Raw genomic sequence first — 23,090 nt, forward strand, 5'->3', positions numbered from 1 at the left:
TCCGCTCTGGTGCCCAGGACGCTGGGTTACCGAGCCGCCACGCCCGTGCTCTTGTCGACGTCGGATCGGGAGAGACCATCACGTCATCCCCCCCTGAGACCCCAACATATCGTGGGGCATCATCAATGGACCACCACATCTAGTTTCGCACGTCAGCGATCCCGTCGGGCCTCCTGTCACGCAGCGTTGACGCGGCCTCGAAACGGACGCTGGGGCGTGAAGCGTGGCGGAGCTCCAAGGAAGCGAAAGCGAGGATCACCGCCGCGACGCGACGACGCGGCGCGGGAGTCCGGTCATCCCGGTCCGGACCCCGCCGGGCGGAGCTCGTTCCGTGGGTCGTGAGGGTGGCAGGGACTGCCGACGTGGAAGAGCACGATCGGCGATGCGCGCAGGCGTTGTTGCTGTGAACGCCTGACCCGCTCCGCCCATCCGGCGCCTTCTCGACGATCGCGCGGCGCCCTCGGAGCCACACTGGACCCGGCCGGCCCGGAGCTCAACGCACCTCCACGGACACCTGGACAGGACGCCCCAGGCGGATATTGCCGGCTTGCAATGTGGGCGAGCCCGACGCCTGGCAAGCAGGTGCCCTGGAGGCCTATCGGCCTCTAGCGATCAGGAAGAGACATGGACAGCGGGGCTCCGCCGCCAGGCCCGTGGGATAAGCATGGCGTGTGCCACGAGGGGGTCGCTCCACCGGATGGCTCGGCTCGTGTACCGAAAGGAGCCTCGAGACCAACGCGTCAACATACCGGACAGGTTCTGACCATCCGGGGTGATCGAGCCACCGGGCGATGCGCTCAGAAGAGGCCGCGCGCCGGATCGGACACCCGGTAACGGCCGCTGACGCTGAGGGCGCGGCGCGGGCGGTGGGAGGTGAGAGCTCGCGGGGAAGGGCGACTCGGGCTCAGCGCTGGGCTCGGCTCCCGACGATGAGGACATTCGAGAAGGGCGTTTTCCCCCAGGCGGGCATCGTCTCGCAGGAGAAGCCGAGCTGCTCGAGGAGCGCCGCGATCTCTCGGGCAGGACGGAAGCGCACACGCTCGCCCCGGTTGAATCGAAGCGCGGTGAAGACGCGCTCCTCAAGGAGCGTGATCGAGCTCCTCAAGCCGCGCTCGGTGTCCGCCTCGCGGACGAGCAGGCGCCCGCCCGGACGAACCGCGGCCGCCGCCCGCCGCAGGATCGCGTCCTGCTCTTCCACGCGGAAGTAGTGGAGCAGGTCGATGAGCAGCACGGTGTTTGCAGTTCCGAGCTCGGCCTCGCGCGCATCTGCGCACCAGAACTCGGCGTCCAGCGGAGGGGCGGCGTGGGCCGCGCGCTGCGCGCCGGGCGGGCCGGGCGACTCCGACGAGCGCGGTAGAGGTGCGCCGGAGCCCCCGCCGGCCGCGCGCCGGGCGTCCTCTATCTTGGCTCGGTCCCAGTCGAACCCACGCGCGCGCTCGGCCCTCCCCAGCTCGAGCAGGAGAATCGGCAGCTGGCCAGCCCCGGTCCCGATATCGAGGACCTCCCCGAGCGCGCCGGGGCGGTCGCCGGCGATGTCGGCAATCAACCGGGCGATGGGGTCGCCGAGCAGCTTGAAGCGGACATAGTGAAAGCGGGTACGCTGCGCCGGCGTGGCGCCCTCAGGCGGGCTGTACCTCCCGGCGACGCGCTCGACCGCGTGAACCCACGGCGGTGCATCCCCGGGGAGCCGATACGGCTCCATCCTGCTGCTCTGCTGCAGGGGAGCGCGGCGCCGCTTCAGCGTGACGAGGACGAAGATCAGGCCGCCGCCGAGCGCCGCGAGCGCGAGCCCGACCACCGGGGCGCCGAGGAACATGTACTCGGGGAAGTCCGAAAGCGCTTGCGCCCAGCTCATCTTTTCGTAGAGGCGCAGCCAGCGACCCGTGCGGAGGTACGCTCCGACCTGGACCTCGGCCGTGAGGAGCGCTGGCGCGAACAAGGGGTTGGAGATGTTCGCAGCGACCCAGGCAATCGCTGCATCCAGGCGGAACCACAGACAGAGGAGGAGCACGAGCGGCGTGTGGCAGCCGAAGATCGGCTGCGATCCGATGAACAGGCCGATCGCCACCGCCACGGCGGTCCGGCCGGCGGAGAGCTCGCTGCCACGGAGCTCACGCCACGCGCGGCGCGCCTCCTCTCGGAGGAGAGAGTATTTCGCCAACGTTCAGGGTTTGCCTTCCCGTGCAGCACGATCCGTCTCACCCGCTGCATCGGCCGTCGTCTTGGAGAGGATGTCGCTCACGGTCGTGGGCGTCGCCTCGTCGAGCGCGTCCCACGTGCCACCCGCCGCGGCGGCCGGCGCCGGATCGCCTGACTCAGCGGCCGCAGTGCGCCCGCTCCGCTGCGCCTCCAGCGTGCGAAGGTACATCTTCGCCGTCCTGTTGTCGGGATCGATCGCGAGCGCCTCGCGCCACTCGGCGCTCGCCTGATCGGGCGCGCCGAGGGAGAGCAGCGCGACCCCGAGCAGCACGCGCGCTGGTGCGTACTTCGGGTTCGCGTCGCGCGCGGCGGCGTAATGCTCGCGAGCGAGCGCCAGATTCCCGGCGTCGCGGTACATCGTCCCGAGGCGCAGCTGAAGATCCACGAACGTCGGGCACAGCGCCACGGCCCGCGTGAGCTCGGCGATCGCTTCCTGCGCGCAACCGGCGTCGGCATAGGCCTGCGCGAGATTGGCGTGCATGTTGGCGATCTTGCCGCGCGCGAACGGGTCGAGGACGCCGCCTCCCCCCTCGCCGCGGCGGATGCGAGAGTAGACCTGCCGCGCGGCTTCGTATTTGCCGAGGTCGTTGTAGGTGACGGCGAGGTTCAGCAGCGCTTCCGTGTAGTGCTCGTTGAGCTGCACCGCGCGCTCGAAGTGGGCCTCGGCCGCGAGGAAATCACCGCGTTCGTGGAGGATGACGCCGAGCATGTTGTAGACGTCCGCGAAGCGGTCGGTCTTCTCGATGATCTGTCGCAGGGCGTGCTCGGCGAGATCGTACTCGCGCCGCTCGTAGTGCTCCCTGCCGAGAACCAGAAGCTGCTTCAGCCGGTCGTCCATCAGGCCCGTCAGCTTACGCGACCGGCGTACAATGGGATCCGCCTTCCGCGCAACCCTTGCGTCGGCGAGGGAGCCCCGCGGTTGCAACCCCGTCGATGCCTTGGTACGCACGTCGGCGTGCCGAGTGCAGTACCCCAGAACCCGCTCGAGGCCTCCGGAGCGCCGGACGCCGAGGACCGCGCCAGGGAGCGGAGCGGAGAGGCCGGCAGCGCGGCGGAGCCCGCCGCCGCTGTCCCGCAGGACGCGCCGCGCGTGGAGCCCGGCGCCGCCGTCCCGCAGGACGCGCCGCGCGTGGAGCCCGGCGCCGCCGTCCCGCAGGACGCGCCGCGCGCGGAGCCCGGCGCCGCCGTCCCGCAGGACGCGCCGCGCGCGGAGATCGTGCGCATCGGCGCGGCCGAGGACGTCGCGGACGACGCGCTCGACCTCCCCGGCAGACCGGCCACGCCGCCGCTGACCGCTCCGCTGCAGGGCAGCCGGCGGGGCGAGGGCGCTCCGGCCGCTCCCTGGTCACGCAGCAACGATCCGCGCGCGCGCGCGGCATCGACGTGGCCGCAGCTCCCTCCTCCTTCTTCTCGCGGGCGCGCATCGGCGCCCTGGTCGCGCGGCAGCGATCCGCGCGTGCAGCCCCTGCGGACGCCGTCGCTCATGGACGGCGGACCCCACGCTGGCCCCGGTTCGACGGACGGCCCGCGGCTCCCACCCGGCCTCGGCCGGCCCCCTCCAGGACCGCACCTGTCGCCGCGCATGACCGCGGTCTTCGGCGGTATTTTCGGCCTCGCGACGCTCACCTCGCTCATCGCGCTGCTGATCCAGGGCGTCCCGGTGCGCGACGAGCGCGCGCTGGTCGCGGCGAGCCCGGCGACCTCGGCAGCAGGTACGGATGAGGCCGCCAAGCCTTCCTCCATGCCCGAGGTGAAGACCAAGCAGCGCACGCCGCTGCCCGGCCCGTGGCGGATCTCCGAGCTCGGGAAGGATCCTTCCGTGCTCCTGGTGAGCGACGTGATGGACCGCAGGTCGTTCATCGCGGCCCTCGACGAGAAGGGCGTACCGAAGGCGCAGATCTACCGGATCATGAAGGCCTTCGACGGGCTGCGGAAGTTCGACAAGTGCGGCCGCAAGGACCGGTTCACGGTCGCGATGGATCGCTCCACGCGCCGCGTCCGCGCCTTCGAGTACGAGGTCTCGGCGAGCGAGATCTACCAGGCGAGGGACGACGCGGCCGGGCGGCTCGCGGGCGCCGCGCTCGACATGAAGATCGCCGAGGAGGAGGTCGTCGCCTCCTTCTACGTGGGGAAGGATCTCGCCAACGCGATCCGGGCAGGGGGCCTGGAGCCCGGCGTGCTCGACGTGATCGACGACGCGCTGAACGGGCGCCTCTCGACGGAGAGCTTCGAGGAGGGGGGCACGGTCCGGCTGATCGCCATCGAGGAGACGGCGCTCGGGATGTTCTCCAGGTACAAGAAGGTCGTCGCGCTCGAGTACCGGCCCCCGGATCCCGCGGAGAAGCCGGTGCGCATCTACGATTTCAAGGGGCAGGAGGCTCGCGGCACGTTCGATGAGCGCGGCCGGCAGCCGCACGCCGGCGGCTGGCGCGCGCCGGTCCCGGGCGCCCCCGTGACGTCGAAGTTCAACCCGCAGCGAATGCACCCGGTGCTGAAGAAGAGGATGCCCCACAACGGGACGGACTTCGGCGCGCCGATGGGAACGCCGGTGTACTCGGCGTATCGCGGCACGGTCGACTGGGTCGGTCCGGCGGGTCCGAGCGGCAACCTCGTCACGGTGGCGCACGCGAACGGGGTCACCACCGGCTATGCGCACCTGTCGAGGTATGCCCCCGGCATCAAGGCCGGCATGAAGGTGGGTACCCACCAGCTCGTCGGCTACGTCGGGTCGACGGGCCGCTCGACGGGCCCTCACCTTCACTTCAGCGCGAAGAGGGACGGCAAGTACTTCGATGCCGAGACGCTCCAGCTCGACGGAGAGCGCGTGATGCCCGGCGTCGATCGCGCGGCGTTCGCCGCGACGAAGGAAGCGCTCGACAAGCGGCTCGACGCCATTCCGCTGCCCGAGCCGCCGCCCGAACCGGTGAAGCCCGAAGCGGCAGAGCCTCCCTCGCCGCCGCCCGCGGCCACCAGCAGCGAGCCGGCGGCCGCCGCGGCGCCGGATGTCGGGCCGAGCGGACCGACCGAGCAAGAAGCGCGGCCGCCGGAAGGCGCCGGGGACGACGAGGGCGAGCTCATCGAAGGCGCCGATCTCAAGAGCCCGCCGGAAACGATGTGACGCCGAGCTGGCCGAGAGGTCCGCTCGATGAGGCCAGAGAACACCGAGCGGACCGAGAGGTCCGCTCGATGAGAGAGATGCCGAGGGACCAGCCGTCCCATCGTCAGCGCCTTCGCGGCATCCGACAGACAAAACGCACCGAGGACGCGGAGGGGTAACCCCTCGCGTCCTCGGTGTCCTTGCCATGGCATCCGCCTCGATGGGCGGCGGCCCAGGCCTGTTAACGCTTCGAGTACTGGAAGCGCTTGCGGGCGCCGGGCTGGCCGTACTTCTTGCGCTCCTTCTTGCGCGCGTCGCGCGTGAGGAAGCCCGCGCGCTTGAGCGACGACCTGCGCTCCGGATCGAGCTCGCAGAGGGCGCGCGCGATGCCGTGCCGCATCGCCTCGGCCTGCGCGCTGTGGCCGCCGCCGACCACGGTCGCGTTCACGTCGAACTGATCGAGCAGCTCGAGCAGCTCCAGCGATTGACGCATCACCATGCGCGAGGTCTCGCGGACGAAGTAATCGTCAGCGGGCCTCTGGTTCACCTTGATGTTGCCGGTGCCCGGCGAGAGGAAGACCCGCGCAACGGCGGTCTTACGCTTACCAGTGGCGTACGTTCTCGTTTCCGTCATGGCTTTGCTCAGCTGTAGCTAAGGGGCTGCGGCTTCTGCGCCGCGTGGGGGTGATCGGGACCGGCGTAGACCTTGAGCTTGGTGAGGAGCTCGCGCCCGAGCACGTTCTTCGGGAGCATGCCCTTCACGGCCTTCTGGATGGGGAGCTCCGGCTTGCGCTCGAGCAGGTGACCGTACGACTCGGAGCGGAAGCCGCCCGGCTCGCCGCTGTGCCGCACGTAGTTCTTCTGCTGGAGCTTGCGGCCCGTCAGAAGGACCTTCTTGGCGTTCACGACGATCACGAAGTCGCCGGTGTCGACGTGCGGCGTGAACGTGGGCTTGTTCTTGCCGCGGAGCACCGTGGCGATGCGGCTGGCAAGGCGGCCGAGGGGCTTGCCTTCCGCGTCGATCACCCACCACGTACGCTCGTTGCGGGCCTCCGCAGGCTTGGCGGAAAAGGACTTGGGCTGAGGATTCATTGGGCGAAAAACTCCGGAAGGGCGCCTGCCAAAAAGGGGCGCCACTTCTACAAGGCGGCCCTTCGCCTGTCAAGCGTCAGGCTTCTGGGGCAGCATCGTCATCGTCCAGCGGGGGTTGGTCAAGCGGGTCCGTCAAGAAGTCGTCGTCGTCCCGTCGTCAGTCGTCCCCGTCGTCTCTTCCGTCCCGCCTCGCTCCCCTGGTTGTCTCGGGCTCCCAGATTTCTCTCATTTTGCCCGCTCATCCAGATCACCAGGGCATTGAACAGACAGAGCCCCCTCGCATCGATGCATCTCCATGCTCGGTGCAGCTCAGTCGCCCCGGACAGAGCCTCGCCTCAGCGGCATCGACGGCGACCGACCCCGGAGCCCCCTCGGGCGCCGCGTCAGGCCACACTTTACAGAAAACCCGACTTCAGCTCGACGAGCGGGCACGGTGGTCGAGCGACCGACCGCTCGGTCTCATCGCTCATCGTTCACGTCACATCGCTCGCCGGCGTCCTGCTGGCTCGCTTGAAGGAGCTCATCACGCCAGGGAGTCGATCGACGGTTCAGCTCAGCGGAGAGGGCGGGATTCGAACCCGCGGTACGTTGCCGTACACACGATTTCCAGTCGTGCACCTTCGACCACTCGGTCACCTCTCCCGATACAACTTCAACGCGCCCCGCTTCTGCCCGACCGGCGCCGCTCGCGAGAGAGCGGGCGGTCAGAGCCCACCTGTTTCAACGGGGGCAAGCAGCCAAGCGTAGCGGAGAGAGCGGGATTCGAACCCGCGGTACCCTTGCGGGTACACCTGATTTCGAATCAGGCACCTTCGGCCTCTCGGTCACCTCTCCGCCGGCGAACATGGCAAAGCGGGGCCGGCTGGTCAAGCATCTCCTGACAACCGACCGGTCCGGAGGTGCGCTTTCAGCTCCGAGGCCCCTCGCCAGCAGCCCGGCGCGCGCTCCCGGAGCAGGAGCTCGTCGTCCAGCGTGCGGCTCTCAGGCGCTGCAGGATCCGCCGCGCACCGGCGGGCGCGGCCCTACCCCGCCCCGCGCGGCGCCTGCCCGCCGCGAGCGGCTGGCCGCGCCGGCGCGGCGCCTTCGGACGCAGGCTCGCGATCGCCTTCGGAGAAGGCCGCGGCCCCGAGCGCGGCGCGCGCCGCCGGCGTGCCTGCGCGCGGGAGCCGGATGACGAAACGCGCACCTCCGAGCGGGGACTCGAGCACGTCGATGGTGCCGCCGTGATCGACCACGATCTTCTTCACGATGCTCAGGCCGAGCCCCGTGCCGTCGTACCGCGTCGTGACGTACGGATCGAACACCGAGTCCCGCACGGCGGGATCGATGCCCGGGCCGTCGTCGTCGATCGCGATGAGGTGGCTCTGCCCCTCGCTCCGCGCCGAGACGCGAACCCTGCCCCACGCAGCGGCGCCGGGGCGCTCTCGGGCTGCTCCGCCGGGCGCCGCCCGCTGCGCGTCGCGCAGCGCCTGCGCCGCGTTGCGCACGATGTTGCCGAGGGCGCGCCGGAGCATCTCGCGATCGAGCGCGGCCGGCATCGGGACATCCGGCACGTCGAACTCGAGATCGACGCGCCCGAGCAGCACCTCGTCCGAGGCGTGCTCGCGCCCCGCCTCCTCGACCGCGGCGAAGCGCTCGCCCTGCTCGCGCAGGAACTCCGCGAGATCCGAGGGCTCGAGCTCTGCCCGCGGGAGCCGAGCGAAATTGGAGAACTCGCCGACGAGGCGGCGCAGGGTGCCGACCTCCTCCTCGACGACCTCCAGCGTCGTCTGGAGCAAGCGCTGGTACGCCGGGTCGCTGCCCGCATAGCGGCGGTGGCACTCCTCGACGGCGAGCTGGATCGGGGTCAGCGGGTTCTTGATCTCGTGCGCGAGGTGCCGCGCCATCTTCTGCCACTCGCCCATGCGCTTGAGGAACTCGATCCGCGCGCGGCTGCCCTCGAGCTCCTCGAGCATGCGATCGAAGGCGCGGCCGAGATCGGCGACCTCGTCGTCGCCCTGCAGCCCCACGCGCACCGAGAGGTCGCCCTCCGCGACGGGCCGGGTCGCCGCGGCGAGCCGCGCGATGCGGTCGACCACGGGGCGCGCCACGAGCACGCCCGCGAGGATCGCGAGGAGGATCGTCGCGCCGAGCAGGGCGGCGAAGGCGTCGCCGTAGCTCTCGTCGAGGTACTCCTTCCGGTGCTCCCGCTCGAGGGCGTGGTACGCCTGCGCGAACGCCTGCGCCGCGTCGAGCTCGTCGAAGCGCGCGCTCGGCGCGGCGAACGTCGCGACGAGGGTCCGCTCGTCGCCGTCGCAGCCGCCGTCGTCGGGCGCGGGATCGCCGGGCTCCGCGGCGTGGCCGGGCGCGCGCGCGATCGCCTTCCGGACCGTGAGCGTCTTCTCGTGCGCCGGATCCACCGGGCGGCCGCGCTCGCGCGCTCCGACGAGATCGCCGCCGCAGCGCTCGACGCGGAGCGAGACCAGCGCGGGGTGGGCCGCGATGATGCGCGTGAGCTCGCCATCGAGGCGCCGCGCGTCGCCCGTGAAGGCGCTCTCGCGCAGCGGGTCCGCCGCGACGATCGCGTCGGCCTCGGAGCGCATGCCCTGCTTGATGGCGGCGGCCAGCTCGGCGTACACGCCGAGCGCCCTGTCCAGGTGGACGCCGAACTCCGGCTGGAACGCCGTCGCCGACACCCGCGCGATCACCGTCCTGGCGACCACGATGCTGGCGACGAGCGGGATCAGGGCGGTCACGAGGATGGCCGCGACGACCCGCCGCTCCGTCCTGCCGGGGATGCGCATGCGCGCAGCATAGCCGCGGGCGCACAGGCGCGACGCGGGAGCGCCCGCGCTGAAAAAGGAGGGGCGCGCGCCGCAGAGGAGCGCTGCGCGTCGCAGAGGAGGCCGCTCGCCGCGGCGAGGATGCCCCGCCGCGAGAGCGGCGTTGCTCGTTACTCGACGGTGACCGTCTTCGCGAGGTTGCGCGGCTGATCGACGTCGTTGCCCTTCAGGTTGGCGACGTAATACGCGATGAGCTGGAGCGGGAGCACGGTAAGGAGCGGCCCGACCTCGTCCGGCACCTTGGGGATCCAGACGTGGTGCTGAGCGATCTCGAGGATCGACTCGTCGCCCTTCGTGGCGATCGCGACGACCTGCCCCTCGCGCGCCCGGACCTCCTGCAGGTTGGAGAACGTCTTGTCGTAGTGCGCGTCGCGCGGGCAGACGACGATCACGGGGAGCGCCTCGTCGATGAGGGCGATCGGCCCGTGCTTCATCTCGCCGGCCGCGTAGCCCTCGGCGTGCGCGTACGAGATCTCCTTGAGCTTGAGCGCGCCCTCGAGCGCGATGGGGAAGCCGAGGCCGCGCCCGAGGAACAGGACGTCCTTCGCGTGGACGAGGCGCTTCGCGATCGCGTGCACGTAGTCGGCGTCGCCGAGCACCTCGCGCATGTGGCTCGGGATCTCCCAGAGCGCCTGGAGGATCTCGCGACCGCGCTCCGCCGACAGCGAGTCGCGGCGGCGGCCGAGATAGACGGCGAGCAGGAGCAGCGCGGCGAGCTGCGTGGTGAACGCCTTGGTCGAGGCGACGCCGATCTCGGGGCCCGCGTGCGTGTAGAGCGCGCCGTCGGAGAGGCGCGGGATCGCGCTGTCGAGCACGTTGCAGAGCGCCAGCACCTTGGCGCCCTGCGCCTTCGCCGCCTTGAGCGCCGCGATCGTGTCGGCGGTCTCGCCCGACTGGCTGATGGCGATCACGAGATCGTCGGGGAAGAAGATCGGCTCGCGGTAGCGGACCTCGCTCGCGAGCTCGACGACCGTGGGGACCCTGGCGAGCTGCTCGATCCAGTAGCGCCCGGCGATGCCGGCGTGGTGGCTCGTGCCGCACGCGACGATGTAGACGCGGCGCAGCTCCCTCGCGAACTCGGGCGTGACCCCCATCTCGGTCGCGTGCACGTCGCCCGCGGCGAGATCGATCCTGCCGCGCAGCGTGGCCTCGACGACGTCGGGCTGCTCGTGGATCTCCTTCAGCATGAAGTGCTTGTAGCCGCCGCGCTCCGCCTGGACGGGGCTCCAGTCGATGCGCTTCACGCGCCGCTCGACCTTCTCGCCCCCGGCCACGGTCTCGATGCGGACGCCGCTCGCGCGCAGCTCGACGATGTCGCCGTCCTCGAGGAAGATCATGTCGCGGGTGTGCGCGAGCAGCGCGGGGATGTCGCTGCCGCACAGCATCTCGTCCTCGCCAGCGCCGACGACGAGCGGCGAGCCGTACCGGGCGGCGACGATGACGTCGGGCTCGTCGCGCGAGAGGACCGCGATCGCGTAGGCGCCGTGGACCTGCCGGAGCGCGCCGCGCACGGCCTCGAAGAGCGACTTCGCGCCCTTCTGGAGCTCGCGGTGGACGAGGTGAGCGACGATCTCGGTGTCCGTGTCGGAGAGGAACTTGACCCCCTGGCTCTCCAGCTGCTGCCGGACGGCCACGTGGTTCTCGATGATGCCGTTGTGCACGACGGCGACCGGGCCCGCGGAGTGCGGGTGCGCGTTCACCTCGCTCGGGCGGCCGTGCGTCGCCCACCGCGTGTGGCCGATGCCTGTCGTACCGTCGAGGGTCCGCTTCTCGAGCGCCTCGCTGAGCTTGATCAGCTTGCCGAGCGTCCGGACGATCTCGATGCCCTTGCCGTCATGAATGGCGATGCCGGCCGAGTCGTAGCCTCGATACTCCAGCTTCCGCAGCCCTTCGACGATGATCGGCGCCGCCTTTTTTGACCCAACGTATCCGACGATCCCGCACATGCTCGCCTCGTTCAGGTAGTGCCCGCGCGCGCCCACGCGTGCGGCGGAAAATGGAACGTTACTCCTGGCACCGGGAGCTGACAGAGAAAATCGAGCCCCCTGACGGTGAACGCCGCGTCGGTCGCGTTGGGCGCGTTGATCGCGCGAAGGTCACAGCCAGGACGAACGCTATCAACGCCGTGATCGAGGCGACCCCGAAAGTGAGGGTGCCGCCCCCGTGCTTGTAGAGCTCACCCCAGACGAGCATCCCGACGACGGATCCAGCGCCAGCGCTGGCAGTAAAGAGCCCTTGCGCCGTGGCGAGGATCTGAGGCGGGGAGCGATCCCGCGTGTAGGCCAGCGACGCGACCCACATCATGCCGAACGAGATCGCGTGGAGCGGCTGGATGGCCAGCAGGGCAGGCCAGAAGCGCACATACGACAGCAGCGCCCAGCGGAGCGAGGCGCCTGCGAAGGCGAACGCGAGCACCGTGGGCGGAGCGAACCGCTTGAGCAGGGGGCCGGAGAACGCCATGAGCGCGATCTCGCCGGCGACGCCGACGGCCCACGCGACCCCCACGAGCGACTCGGGGAAACCGATGTCGCGCAGGTGCAGCGTGTAACAGAGGTCGTACGAAGAGGTGGCGCTCTGAGCCAGGAACGACGCCGCGAGGAACAGGCGGAAATCGTGGCTCTGGAGGAGAGCACGGGCGCGCTGCCGCACGGAGCCTTCGGCGGCCGGAGCGCGCGCAGCGCCGGCGGCGTCGGCCGCTCCGTCGCGCAGCGCGGACCGACGGAAGGGCGCCTCGCCGCGCGCCGGAAGGGCCCACGAGATGGCGAACGCGATCAACAGGGAGGCCGCGATCGTGCTGGGAAACGCGGCCGGCTGCGCCGGATCGACGAGGGCTCCGCTGGCGATCGCCATCAGCGCAAAGCTGATCGAGCCCCAGAGCCTGAGCCTGCCGTAAGCGATGCCGGAGCTCGCCGACGCCTCCACCGCGACGACGTCGGCCATCATGAACATCGGCGATCGAAAGAACGCGAACGCGAGCGCCGCAACGAAGAGGCCGCCGAAGCCGAGCGACACGCCGAGCGCCGACGACAGCGCGAGCAGCGCGAACACGACGAAGGCGCCGGCGCAGGCTGCCCGGAGCAGCCACACCCGCACGCCGAGCGCGTCGGCGATCAAGCCGAACACCGGCGGCGCGACGAGGCCCATCGCGGGGAGCGTCGCCGCGATCGCCCCCATCGCGAGACCGCGGATCCCGCGCGCCTCCAGCCAGCTCGGGAACAGCGGCAGGTACACGCCGAGGACGGCGAAGATACCGAAGTAGTAAAGCGAGATCGCCCGCGGCGACGGCCTGTGCTCTGAAGGGATGGGAGGTGGCATCGGCTGTGAGCGGCCCGCCCCGAGCGCGAGGGGCGGGCAGCGTGCCGCTCTCTGACGCCCGCCAGGCAAAGGAGCAAGCTCCGCGCTCCGGAAGCGCGGAGCAGCCTTCATTGCCGCTTCTCGATCGCCGTGGCGCGCCCGACCGTACGCGCGGGATGGGCAGGCTGATGACGATCTTCTTCGTCGTCGGCGCTGCAGGACTTCCAGGAGCGCGCGACCGGCGAGCGCGCGACCGGCGGGCATGACGCACGCGAGCTCACCGGGCCACTCGCGCAGCTCGCGCAGGTCGCCGCAAAGAGCAGCGCACAAACGAGAACGGCGGCGCCTCTGGGGAGAGGCGCCGCCGCTGAAACGTCGGCCTATCTCGGCTTAGTACCGATCGCCGCCGCGGCCACCGCGGCCACCGCGGCCACCACCACCGCCGCCGCCGTAACCGCCGCCGCCACCGCCACGGCCGCCGCGGCCACCGCCGCCGCCGCCGCCGCCGTAGCCGCCGCCACCACCGCCGCCGTAACCGCCGCCGCCACCGCCGCCGCCGCGCTGGACCCGCTCCTCCGCCTCGTTCACGCGAAGCGGACGGCCGTCCATCATGGCGCCGTTCATGTTCTCGATCGCTTGCTGGGCCTGCTCAGGCGTGCCCATCGTGACGAACCCGAAGCCGCGCGACTGGCCACTCTCGCGGTCGGTCACGATGTGCACATCCGTCACCTCGCCGCTCTGAGCGAACGCGGCCTGCACGGAGGCCTTGGTGGCGGAGAAGGGGAGATTACCAACGTAGAGGCGAGTACCCATGACACTGATTCACTTCACGGCTCTGCGAGATGCGTCAGCTTCGGTGCCGAACAGTGCCCTGCCGCCCCGATGGAGCCGTGGGGGATCGAGGGGGGGCGGCGCTGGGGAGGAGCCCCCGATGCGCCACACGTTGCGTCGTCCAGTCCGCGATCAATCCGCGATCCCCGAGAAGAGAAGCGTCGTGTCGAGTGCCAGTGACGTTCGTGACCAGCCGATAGTAACCAAATGTCCCCACCGCGCAAGCGCTCGAAGCGGCCCCCGTCGCCGCGAGGCTCCCCCCGGACGTCCCGAACAGCTGCCGCGCGGTCGCGCTCGCTTCCACGCGGGTAGGCACACATCAGCGCCTCGCAGGGCGGCGGAAGGTGGCGCCGAGATCCCACCCCTCTCCGCCGGCGGCGCGCGCGAGCGCGACGTCCGGCAGCACGCCGCCCGCGATCCGGACCTCGGCGATCACGCCGAGGCGCAGCGTCGCGGTGAGCGAGCGCGGGGCGGCGCCGGGCGCGAGGCGGGGCGGGTGACGGGCAAGATCGAGGGCGCGGCTGCGATCGTCGGCGGTCGCTAGGGCGAGCAGCGCGCCGAGGGGCCCCGGGCCGAGCGGGCGCACCAGCTCGATCGCGAGCGTCGCCTTCCCGCGGGCGCGGCGGCGCCCGAGCTCCGCCCGAGCCACCGGCTCCGCGGTGACCTCGTGCCCGGGCCGCGAGAGGATCGGCGCGACCGCCTCGGCGACCTCGACGAGGTGGGCGGCAGACTCGTCCACGAGCAGCGGCGCCGGGGGCCCTCCCCACGCGGGATCGCCGTGCGCCCTCGGGAGGCCGACGAGTCCGAGGTGCGCCAGGCGCTCGGGCGGCAGCGCGTCGACCAGCCGCTGCGCGACGCCAGGCTGACCGAAGAGCCCGGCGTCGGGGCCCGTCGTGAGCACGATCCACCCGGCGACGCCCAGATCGAAGCGGACGGCGCCGCGGCGGTTCGTGTGGAGGCCGGCGCCGAGCCAGCCGAGGTCGTCGCGCTCGGTCTCGAACGCGCGCAGCGAGGTCGTCAGGTCCTCGGAGCGGATCACCTCGATCGCGTCGAGGAACGCAGCGCCGCGCGCGGCGACGTCGTTGCGCGTCAGCGTGATCTGCCCTGGGCCGACGTCGGCCCGGAACGCGCCGGTGCCATCCGGCGCCGCGGGGTCGAAGGCGCGCGGCAGGAGCGCGACCATCGGCGACGCGAGCGCGCGGGCGACGCGGGCGGGATCCGCGCGCGGGAACACCGCGGCGAGCGGATCCCTCGGGTGCCGCTCGGGCCTCGGGATGTCGGCGAGCGCCGCGGCGGCGCCGCGAGCGCGGGCGCGCTCGACGGAGCTCACGACGTCGCGGCCGTCGAGCTTGAGCAGGCGCGCGGTGCGCAGCCCCTCGCGCAGGCGCACGACCGCGCCGTCCCCTTCGCGCGACGGCAGCGCGGACGCGAGCGTCGGGTACGGGTTCCCGGACGCGTCGAGCCCGTAGAGGCTGTCGGCGATCGCCGGCGCGAACAGCGCCGCGGCGGGATCGCTCAGTTCGTGCGGGTCGAGCGAGCTCGTCGGCCACGGGAGGTGCATCGAGAGGCGGCCGCCGAGCGGGGTGCGCCCCATCGCACGCGCGCCCTCCGGGAGGGCGGCCGCGCCGAGCAGCGCGCCGGCGCCGCCGAGGAAGGCGCGGCGCGGGAGCGATCGGCTCACCGCACCACCCAGATCTCGTCCGCCGTCGCGACGGCGAACGGGGCGCGCCCGGCCCCGTCGGGCGGACAGACCGCGAGGGCGCGCACCCCCGCCGGCGCCGGCAAGCGCAGGATCTCCTCGGGAGCCGCGCGGGCCGGGCCGCCTTCCCGGCGCCGCCACGACCAGACCACGACGGCGTCCTCGAGCGGATCGAGGACGTCGAGGCTGGCGAGCAGCTCGGGCTCTCCATCCTGATCGAGATCGCCGATCGCGAGCTGCGCCCCGGCGCTGCCCACGACCTTGCGACGGCCCGCGCTGTCCCGGAGCTCGACCGCGCCGCGCTCGCGCGTCGCCCAGACCGCGAAGGGCTCGCCCTGCGCGGACAGGAGCTGCGCCGACGCGAGCGCGTCGTACCGGCCGGAGAGCGCCGCGGTCGCTGGCGGAGGATCGGCCGGGGCGCACGGCCCGAGCGGGCCCGTGAGGAGCGGCCCCCACGTCGTCGTGCAGGCCGAGCCGCCCGCGTCCGGGATCGCCAGCCCCGGGAGCTCGGCGAGCGCCTTCAGCTCGCCGTCGAAGCGGACGCTGCGCGCGCGGTCGGTGAGCCCGATGTCGGCGAACGGAGGCAGGAGCTCGCCGTCCCTCGCGCGCTCGACGAGCGTGGCGAACGCGAGCGGCTCGCGGAGCGGCGCCGGGTGCACGGCGACCACGTCGGGCCACGAGCGCGACGCGAGCGGCACGACCCGGCCGCCGCGGAGGCGGAGCGTCGTCACGCGCCGGCGGCTCACGCTCAGGAGCTCGAGCGCCCCGTCGGCGTCGAGATCGCCGCACGCGAGCGCGACCACGTCGCCCTCGAAGTTCTTCGCGCGGTCGACCCTGGCGGCGACGAGCGGGATCGGCGCGAGGAAGCTGCGGATCTCCGCGTCGAGGGGCGCCTCGGCGTAGGCGTGGGCGATCGGCCCCGGCTCCGGATCGCGGATGCGCGCCCAGACGGTGCGCGGCACCGGGTACACGTCCGCGGTGACGCGCAGCTTTCCCGCCGCGATCTCGACGACGAGGTGGACGAGCGCCGCGTCGTCGCGCGCCGCCTCGCGCGCGAGCGGCAGCGGGATCGGATCCTTCTGCGCGCGCACGCCGGCGCCGAGCTTGCCGGCGACCTGGGCGGCGAGCGTGGCCACGAGCTGGGCGCCGCGCGGCGCCGGCGCGTCGGAGACCAGCGGCGCGGCGGCCACGAGCGCGCGGCCGCCCACGGCGTCGAGCGAGCGCACGAGCGCGTCGACGGCGCGCGCCACGGCCGAGCGCGGCGGCCTCGGCGCCGGCGCGGCAGGAGGCGGCGGCGCAGCGGGCGGAGGAGACGGCTGCGCGGCAGCCGGACGCGCGAGCGCGAGGAGAGCGACAAGGAGGAGGCCCCGGGGCGACAACGGCGACATGTTACGCGCGTCCGTGGGCCCGGGGCCAGAGCCGCAGCCCCGCCGGCACCACGAGGAGCGCGACGACGAGGCCGACCGCGCTGCCCAGCGCGCCGACCCGGCCCAGGTCGCGGAGGCCGTCGAAGCCGCAGAACGCGAGCGCGGAGAAGCCCGCGGCCGTGGTCAGCGCCGTGGCGGCGATCGCCGGCCCCTCGCGGCGCAGCATCTCGCGGATCACGGCGTCGCCGCCGCCCGCCGCCTCGATCTCGCGGGCGCGGTGGAGAAGGAACATCCCCTCGTCCACCGTGATCCCGAGCAGCACCGGGATGACGAGCGCGTCGTACGCGTGCAGGGGGATGCCGAGCACCCGGATCAGCAGGAGGACGAGGGAGATCTCCGAGGCGACGACGAGCGCGGCCAGCGCGATGTCGCGCGCGCTGCGGAGCGAAGCCGAGAGCGCCAGCAGCACGAGCGCGCCCGCGACGAGCGCGATCCGCGGCATGTCGTGCGCGAGCGTCTCGCGCAGCGACGCCTCGAGCCGGCTGTAGCCGGTGAGCATGGCGCGCGGATCCTCCTCGCGGAGCGCGCGCTCGATCCGCTCGACCGAGGCGGCCTCGCGGGGCCTCACGTACAGCGCGACGAGCGCCTCGCCCCCGTCCGCCCCGAGGTAGCGCGAGAGCAGGATGGACGCGGGGCCGCGCTCGAGATCGGAGAGCGCCACCTCCTGCCGGGGCGGCGCGCGCATCCCGTCGAGCACCGACGAGAAGCGCTCGGGCGCGAAGCCCGTGTCGCGGAGCGCGCGCTCGAGCTCGTCGGCCTTGGCGGGCAGATCGAGCGCGTCGCGCGCGGCGAAGCGCTCGGCCTGCGTCGGGGCGGCGGGGGCGAGCGCGGTGAGCGCGTCGACGGCCTCCACGTCGGCCTTCATCGAGGCGAGGCGCTCCGCGATCCGGTCGCCGCGCGCGCGGGCGCGCTCCTGGTCGCCGTCCGCGACGAGCACCACCCACTGCCCTCGCCGTCCGCCGAACGCCTCGAAGATCTCCTGCTGTACCTTGAGCGGCTCGAGCTCGGCCGGCCGGATCGCGACGATGGCCTCCGCGAGCGGCGGGGAGGCGCCGAGGGCGACGGCCGCGATGGGGAGCGCCGCGAGCCCCGCGAGCGCGAGCGCGCGGCCCCGCGTACGGGTGAGCCGGTAAAGGACGTCGGGCCAGCGCGCCGGCGGGTCGCGCGGCGGGGTCCCCCGCTCGAGCCACGCGCCCACGGTCGGCGTCACGAGGACGATGGCGATCGCCGTCAGGACCTCGCCCGCGGCGCACAGGAGCCCGAGCTGCCGGAGCGCGTTGATGTCCGACAGCGCGAGGGCCCCGAACGCCGCCCCCGCCGTGACGGCGGCGATGAGCACGGCGCGGGAGGTCCGCGCCCTCGCTGCGCGCCCGGCCGCCTCCGGATCGAGGCCCTCGCGCCGCGCCTCGAGCAGCGCGGCGTACACGTGGACGCCGGTGTCGACGCCGACGCCGACGACCACCGACATGAAGGCGACGGCGATCGCGCTGAGCCCGCCCGGGAGCGCCGTGGCGAGCCCCGCGGTCCAGAGGGTCCCGAGCACGAGCGGCGGCATCACCGCGGCCAGGGCGCGCAGGCGGCGGAAGAGCAGCGCGAAGACGACGGAGGCGAGCAGCATCGAGAGCGACCCCGAGATCGCGAGATCGCGCGTGAGCATCGCCTCGGTCGCCGCGGCGATGGCGTGCCCGCCGGTGAGCCCGAGCGTGAGCCCCGGGTGCGCCGCGCGCATAGGACCGAGGACGGCGTTCGCGTCCGCGACGAACGCCCGCGCGTCGGCGCCGCGGAGCGCCTGCCCCGCCGGCTGCACAAGGACGAGGTGCACCTTGCCGTCGTCCGAAGCGAAGGCGCCGTCCGCCTGCGTGCGCACCCCGGATCCGATGTCCGCGGACTCGAAGACGAGCTGCGAGAGGCGCAGCGGGTCGGCCGCGATCGTCTCGGCCGCGGCGCCGCCGCCCGGCGCGAGCAGCATGGCGCGCGTCTCGGCGAGGCGCTCCCGCATCCCCTCGGGCGAGAGCGCGGCGGCGAGGCGCTCTCGCACGCGCGCGTCCGCGTGCCGGAACGCGACCCACGGATCGAGCGAGCGCGAGACGTCGATCCGATCGGCGGCGCGCTGCACGGTCGGGCGCGCCGCGAGGGCCCGCGCGATCTCCGCGGCCACGGCCGCGTTCTCGTCGGGGTCGTCGCCCTTGACCATCACGACGCCGAGGTCGCCGCCCCCGAACCCGCGCACGTACCGGCGCAGCGCCGCGGCGTCCCCGCGCTCCGGCAGGAGCGAGGCGACGTTCGGCTCGAGCTGTAGCCGCAGCGTCACGGCGGCGAAGGCGGCGAGCGTCAGCGCCGCCAGGGCGACGACGACGACGAGGCGGAGCGGCCGGCGGAGGGCGTCCGCGCGAGCCGAAGGAGGCGAAGGGGGTGCTGCCATGGAAACCCGGAGCCGAGCCCGGCGCCGCTCCTCTACCCTCACGCTCGCCTCGCCGCGAGGCCCCACACACGGACCATGCTCTCGAGCTCACAACGCTTGCGCTCGCGAGGGCGCCGTTTCATCCCGGCAGCATGGAGCTCCCCCCGATCGTCCTCGCAGGCAGAGCCGTCCTGCGGAAGCCCGCCGCGCCCGTCCCGCCCGAAGAGATCGGGACGAAGCGGCTCAAGCACCTCGTGTCGACGATGGTCTCCGTCATGCGCAAGGCGCCCGGCGTGGGGCTGGCGGCGCCGCAGATCGGCGTCGGCCAGCAGGTGATCGTGCTCGAAGACAGCGAGGAGCTCATGTCCCGCCTCACGCCGGGCCAGCGCGCCGAGCGCGGCCGCGTGCCCTTCCCGCTCAGGGTCGTCATCAACCCGACGCTGAGGGTCCTCGCGCCGTCGCTCCCGGACGCGGCAGGCGCGGGGCGGGCGACGTTCTTCGAGGGCTGCCTGAGCGTCCCGGGTTACATGGCGCTGGTCGAGCGAGATCTGTCGGTCGAGGTGAGCGGCGTGGACGAGGACGGCAAGGAGGTCCGGTGGGAAGCGACGGGCTGGCCCGCGCGGATCCTCCAGCACGAGGTCGATCACCTCCGCGGCACGCTGTACGTCGATCGCATGGTCACGCGCTCCTTCTGCAGCAACGAGGAGGCGAAGCTCTTGCTCAGCCTGTCCGTCGCCGAGGCGCGGGCCGCGCTCGACGCGTGACCGCGGTCCGGCGCGCCGGGAGGCGAACGCGCTCGACCGGCGGACGCGCGCTCACGGCGAGGGTGATGAGCTGGCGACGAGGGCTTCCACGATCCGTTCCATCCTGATCCCGCGCGAGCCCTTCACGAGCACCAGATCGCCGCGCTCGACGATCTCCTGCGCTCGGGCCGCGGCGGCGTCCGCGTCTCCCGCGAACCACGCCCGCACGCCGGCAGCCTCGGCGGCGCGCGCGATCCGCGCCGCCTCGCCGCCGACGGCGATCAGCGCGGCGGGGCGCACGGCGCCGACCTGCTCGCCGAGCGCGTCGTGCTCCGCCGCCGCGAGCGCGCCCAGCTCGCGCATCTCGCCGAGCAGCAGGACCAGCCGCTTCCCGAGCGCCTCGGCCACCTCGACGGCCGTCCTGAGGGACGATCGCATCGACAGCGGGTTGGCGTTGTAGCTGTCATCGATGACCACGGTGCCGTCCGGCAGCTCGCGGACGGACAGCCGCCCGTCCCCTGGCGGCGCGAGCCCTGCGGCGGCGCGGGCCGCCCGCTCGGTCGAGAGCGGCTCGCCGACCGCCTCTTCCACGACGGCGACGGCCGCGGCCGCCGCCAGCGCCCCCGCCTCGCCGAGCAGCGGGACGACGAGCTCCAGCGCCTCGCCTCCCCGCTCGATCCGCACCGAGGTGCCGCGCACCCCGACCGGCCGCCTCCCCGCGATCCGGATCCGCGCGCGCTCCCCGAAGCCGTAGGTGATCCGCCGCGCGGCGCCGGCGCGCTCGAGCTGCTCGACCACCTTCGCGTCGTCGCCGTTGCCGAGGGCCACGCCCTCGGCCGGCAAGGCGGCCAGCAGATCACCCTCCTCGGCGGCGACGTCTTCCAGCGTGCCGAGCCCCTCGGTGTGCTCGACGCCGATGGACGTCAGCACGGCGAGGTCCGGCCCCGCGATCCGCGCGAGGGCCGCGACCTCGCCGCGCTGGTTCGTGCCGATCTCGACGACCGCGAAGCGATGGCGGTCCTCGAGCCCGAGCAGCGTCATCGGCAGCCCGATGGCGTTGTTCAGGTTGCCCGCCGTCGCGTGCACCTCGCCGCGGCCCACCCCCGCGAGCAGCGCCGCGATGGTCCGCGTCGTCGTCGTCTTGCCGGCCGAGCCGCCGATCGCGACGATCGCCCGCGGCCCGTCGGCGTGGGCGCCCCTCCGCCATCGCTCGCGGTGCGCTCTGGCCAGCGCCCCGAGCGCCGCGAGGCCGTCGTCCACGAGCACCGCGCCTCCTCCGGGCGGCAGGGCCACCTCGCGGGAGACGATGAACGCGGCCGCCCCGCGCTGCGCGGCGGCGTCGAGGAACCTGTGGCCATCGAAGCTCTCGCCGGTGAGCGCGACGAACGCCGCTCCGGGCGCGATCGTCCGGCTGTCGGTCGAGATGCCCCGCGCGTCCGGCCCGCTCCTCAGCACGCGCCCGCCGGTCGCGCGCGCCAGCTCGTCGAGGGAGAAGGGGGCAAGGTTGTGCGGGATCGGCGTCGCCATCGCGGGCGATCACCAGCACGGAACAGGGCGCGGGGCCAACGAATCGCCTGCGGCGCGCCCCGTCTGCGCGGCGTCGCGACGTCTCAGCGCCGGGTCTTTTCCTTGTCGACCTCGTCGTAGATGTCGTCGCCCTTCGGCCGCGGGCGCGCGGCCGGGCGGGGCGCGGCGGGCGCGCTGGGGGCCGCTGTCACGCTCACGGTGGGCCCTGGCGACGCCTCGGTGGCCGTGGGCGGCGGCTCCTTGTAGTCGATCGCGATCGGTCCTCCGCCGCGCATGCTCTGCCACAGCGTGATCCCGACGAGCGCCAGCAAGGCCACCGCCAGGATCACGCTGAGCACGATGATGAGCGTCCTGCCCCCCTCCCGCCGCCGCGGCGTGACGGCGGCGGGTGGCTTCTGCGGTTCCGGGCGCTCCTGCACGAAGGTCGACGGGAGCGCCGGCATCTCGAGGCGCGCCGACGTGGTGGCCCACGGGCTCTCGGCCGGCGGCATGGCCGCGCCATCCCACCCGCCTGCCGCCGGCGGCGCGCCGTGCGCCGCCGCGCCGTCCCACCCGCCTGCCGCCGGCGGCGCGCCGTGCGCCGCCGCGCCGTCCCACCCGCCGGCCCCCTGGGGCGCGCCGTGCGCCGCCGCGCCGGGAGCTGCGCTCATCGCCGACGCTGGCGCAGCGGCCGATGGCGGCCCGCCCTGAGCCGACATCCCCGCGTGCAGCGAGGGCAGCGGCGTGCGCGCGGCCTCTGGCGTAGCGGGCGCGGCGGCGCCGAAGCCAGGGCCCGCGAACCCGGGCGGCGCTGCAGGCGCGGGCGGCTGGCCGGCGTGCGGCGAGGGCATCGGCGCGCGCGCGGCCTCTGGCGCGGCGGGCGCGGCGGCACCGAAGCCAGGGCTCGCGAACCCGGGCGGCGCTGCCGGCGCGGGCGGCTGCGCCGCGCTCGCGCCCATCCGGTCCGTGATCGGCGCCGGCTGGAAGGCCGGCTGGCTCGGAGGCACCGGATCCGACTGCGGCGGCGCCGTGATGAACGGGAGCGCGTTCGGAGAAAAGACGCCGCTGGCCGAGAGCACGTCCTGCTGCGAGACGAGCCCGGGCGGAAGGGTCCCTCCGCGCGCCGAGACGCTCGCCGTGGGCGGCTGGGTGTACCCGGCGGGAGCTGACCCCGAGAACGCGGGCGCCGACAATGCCGGCCTCGAATACGCGGGCACCGACGGCATCGGCATCGAGAACGCGGGCGGGCTCTGCTGCTGTAGATGAGGGCTCAGCGCGTACTGTGCGGCGAGCGGGCGCAGGGCACCGGGCGCCATCAGCGGCGGCACGGGCAGCGGCCGGAAAGGGCTCCCCGAGCCGTGCGCCGACGGGAGCGGCCGGCCTGGCTGCGCCGCCCTCTCACTCTCGGGGGCTCCCCATGGAACGTGTTTGTCGGTCATCCGCGCGCCTCGGAGGGACCGCCCACGCGACCCCTCCGCCTCACACTGAAGCGGAACAGCGCCCTCAATCTACCCCCAAGTCTCGGCGTGCGGCCATTCTTCTGACGCGTCGCCCCGTCCCCGCGAGGCGCTGCCGCTCGTCAGCGCTGGCGCCACGCGCGCCTCACGGGACGACACCGCCCGTCGCGGACGCAGGACAGCGACGCCAGGGGTGCGCGCCTCCGGTCGGCTCGGAGAAGAGCGAGCTCGTCCCGCCACCGAGGCGCTCACGAGGCGCGCGCTCCTCCGCCAGCGCCAGCGGCGCGCAGGGGGCACGCACGCCGCTCCGGCGCGCGCGGGTGGCTCCGGCGCGCGCGGCGGAGCCACCCGCGCGGTCGACCCTCTCGGGCGCGGGCGTCTCCGACGGCAGAGCTCGGACCGAGGCGCTGTCCACGCTTCTCGGGAACTCTCGACATGGCCGCGGCGCGCCGCGGACGGGCATGCCGCTCCCGCCGGGCGCGGGCTTCTGCCGCCGCGGGGCGGCTGTCGACCGCGGCAGCG

The 23,090-nt window shown here is 73.5% G+C and carries 16 protein-coding genes and 2 tRNA genes; 3 read left to right on the forward strand and 15 right to left on the reverse strand.

Annotated features, from left to right (window positions below):
* Positions 1 to 904: 904 nt before the first annotated feature.
* On the reverse strand, positions 905 to 2,161 hold the full coding sequence (locus tag WMF29_RS39250; protein WP_437325206.1) for a DUF2062 domain-containing protein: 1,257 nt from the start codon (positions 2,159 to 2,161) through the stop codon (positions 905 to 907).
* 3 nt (positions 2,162 to 2,164) lie between these two features.
* Positions 2,165 to 3,037, reverse strand: coding sequence for a tetratricopeptide repeat protein (locus WMF29_RS39255; RefSeq protein ID WP_437325207.1), 873 nt, complete (start codon positions 3,035 to 3,037; stop codon positions 2,165 to 2,167).
* A 117-nt stretch (positions 3,038 to 3,154) separates the two neighbouring features.
* Between WMF29_RS39255 and WMF29_RS39260 the strand changes: the two genes are divergently transcribed.
* Entirely contained in the window at positions 3,155 to 5,317 is a 2,163-nt protein-coding gene (locus tag WMF29_RS39260; RefSeq protein ID WP_437325208.1) for a peptidoglycan DD-metalloendopeptidase family protein, read from the forward strand.
* Positions 5,318 to 5,537: 220 nt separating this feature from the next.
* On the opposite strand, the gene rpsI is transcribed toward WMF29_RS39260, so the two are convergent.
* The 11 genes from rpsI to WMF29_RS39315 form a co-directional block, all read right to left on the reverse strand.
* Positions 5,538 to 5,930: a 30S ribosomal protein S9 gene (gene rpsI, locus WMF29_RS39265; RefSeq protein WP_272102704.1), complete on the reverse strand. Its 393-nt coding sequence runs from the start codon at positions 5,928 to 5,930 to the stop codon at positions 5,538 to 5,540.
* Between the two features lie 8 nt (positions 5,931 to 5,938).
* The gene (gene rplM, locus WMF29_RS39270; protein WP_012240013.1) at positions 5,939 to 6,388 is read right to left on the reverse strand and encodes a 50S ribosomal protein L13; all 450 of its coding nucleotides are present in this window, start codon (positions 6,386 to 6,388) and stop codon (positions 5,939 to 5,941) included.
* A gap of 557 nt (positions 6,389 to 6,945) precedes the next feature.
* Positions 6,946 to 7,030: transfer RNA gene (locus WMF29_RS39275), tRNA-Ser, on the reverse strand.
* Positions 7,031 to 7,135: 105 nt separating this feature from the next.
* Positions 7,136 to 7,222: transfer RNA gene (locus WMF29_RS39280), tRNA-Ser, on the reverse strand.
* Between the two features lie 188 nt (positions 7,223 to 7,410).
* The gene (locus WMF29_RS39285; protein WP_437325209.1) at positions 7,411 to 9,171 is read right to left on the reverse strand and encodes a sensor histidine kinase; all 1,761 of its coding nucleotides are present in this window, start codon (positions 9,169 to 9,171) and stop codon (positions 7,411 to 7,413) included.
* Between the two features lie 149 nt (positions 9,172 to 9,320).
* On the reverse strand, positions 9,321 to 11,156 hold the full coding sequence (glmS, locus tag WMF29_RS39290) for a glutamine--fructose-6-phosphate transaminase (isomerizing) (protein ID WP_272102699.1): 1,836 nt from the start codon (positions 11,154 to 11,156) through the stop codon (positions 9,321 to 9,323).
* 58 nt (positions 11,157 to 11,214) lie between these two features.
* Positions 11,215 to 12,525: an MFS transporter gene (locus WMF29_RS39295; protein ID WP_437325210.1), complete on the reverse strand. Its 1,311-nt coding sequence runs from the start codon at positions 12,523 to 12,525 to the stop codon at positions 11,215 to 11,217.
* A 369-nt stretch (positions 12,526 to 12,894) separates the two neighbouring features.
* Positions 12,895 to 13,317, reverse strand: a complete 423-nt coding sequence (locus WMF29_RS39300) for an RNA recognition motif domain-containing protein (RefSeq protein WP_437325211.1) — start codon at positions 13,315 to 13,317, stop codon at positions 12,895 to 12,897.
* 337 nt (positions 13,318 to 13,654) lie between these two features.
* The gene (locus WMF29_RS39305; RefSeq protein WP_437325212.1) at positions 13,655 to 15,016 is read right to left on the reverse strand and encodes a hypothetical protein; all 1,362 of its coding nucleotides are present in this window, start codon (positions 15,014 to 15,016) and stop codon (positions 13,655 to 13,657) included.
* On the reverse strand, positions 15,013 to 16,422 hold the full coding sequence (locus tag WMF29_RS39310; protein WP_437325213.1) for a hypothetical protein: 1,410 nt from the start codon (positions 16,420 to 16,422) through the stop codon (positions 15,013 to 15,015). Before WMF29_RS39310 ends, WMF29_RS39305 begins: the two co-directional genes overlap by 4 nt.
* Before the next feature lies 1 nt (position 16,423).
* Positions 16,424 to 18,883, reverse strand: a complete 2,460-nt coding sequence (locus WMF29_RS39315) for an MMPL family transporter (protein ID WP_437325214.1) — start codon at positions 18,881 to 18,883, stop codon at positions 16,424 to 16,426.
* Positions 18,884 to 19,014: 131 nt separating this feature from the next.
* On the opposite strand from WMF29_RS39315, the gene WMF29_RS39320 reads away from it, so the two are divergent.
* Complete coding sequence (locus WMF29_RS39320; RefSeq protein ID WP_437325215.1) at positions 19,015 to 19,626, forward strand: peptide deformylase; 612 nt, start codon at positions 19,015 to 19,017, stop codon at positions 19,624 to 19,626.
* A 51-nt stretch (positions 19,627 to 19,677) separates the two neighbouring features.
* Here the strand turns inward: WMF29_RS39320 and WMF29_RS39325 are convergent, their stop codons facing one another.
* Together WMF29_RS39325 and WMF29_RS39330 are read right to left on the reverse strand one after the other, a co-directional pair.
* Entirely contained in the window at positions 19,678 to 21,132 is a 1,455-nt protein-coding gene (locus tag WMF29_RS39325; protein WP_437325216.1) for a UDP-N-acetylmuramoyl-tripeptide--D-alanyl-D-alanine ligase, read from the reverse strand.
* A gap of 83 nt (positions 21,133 to 21,215) precedes the next feature.
* Positions 21,216 to 21,782 (reverse strand): hypothetical protein, encoded by a 567-nt coding sequence (locus WMF29_RS39330; RefSeq protein WP_437325217.1) that lies wholly within the window; start codon positions 21,780 to 21,782, stop codon positions 21,216 to 21,218.
* 73 nt (positions 21,783 to 21,855) lie between these two features.
* On the opposite strand from WMF29_RS39330, the gene WMF29_RS39335 reads away from it, so the two are divergent.
* Positions 21,856 to 22,377 carry a hypothetical protein gene (locus WMF29_RS39335; protein WP_437325218.1) on the forward strand — a complete coding sequence of 174 codons (522 nt, stop codon included), beginning with the start codon at positions 21,856 to 21,858 and terminating at the stop codon, positions 22,375 to 22,377.
* Positions 22,378 to 23,090: the final 713 nt, after the last annotated feature.

The organism is Sorangium sp. So ce381 (assembly GCF_051473845.1).
Classification (GTDB): domain Bacteria; phylum Myxococcota_A; class Polyangia; order Polyangiales; family Polyangiaceae; genus Sorangium; species Sorangium atrum.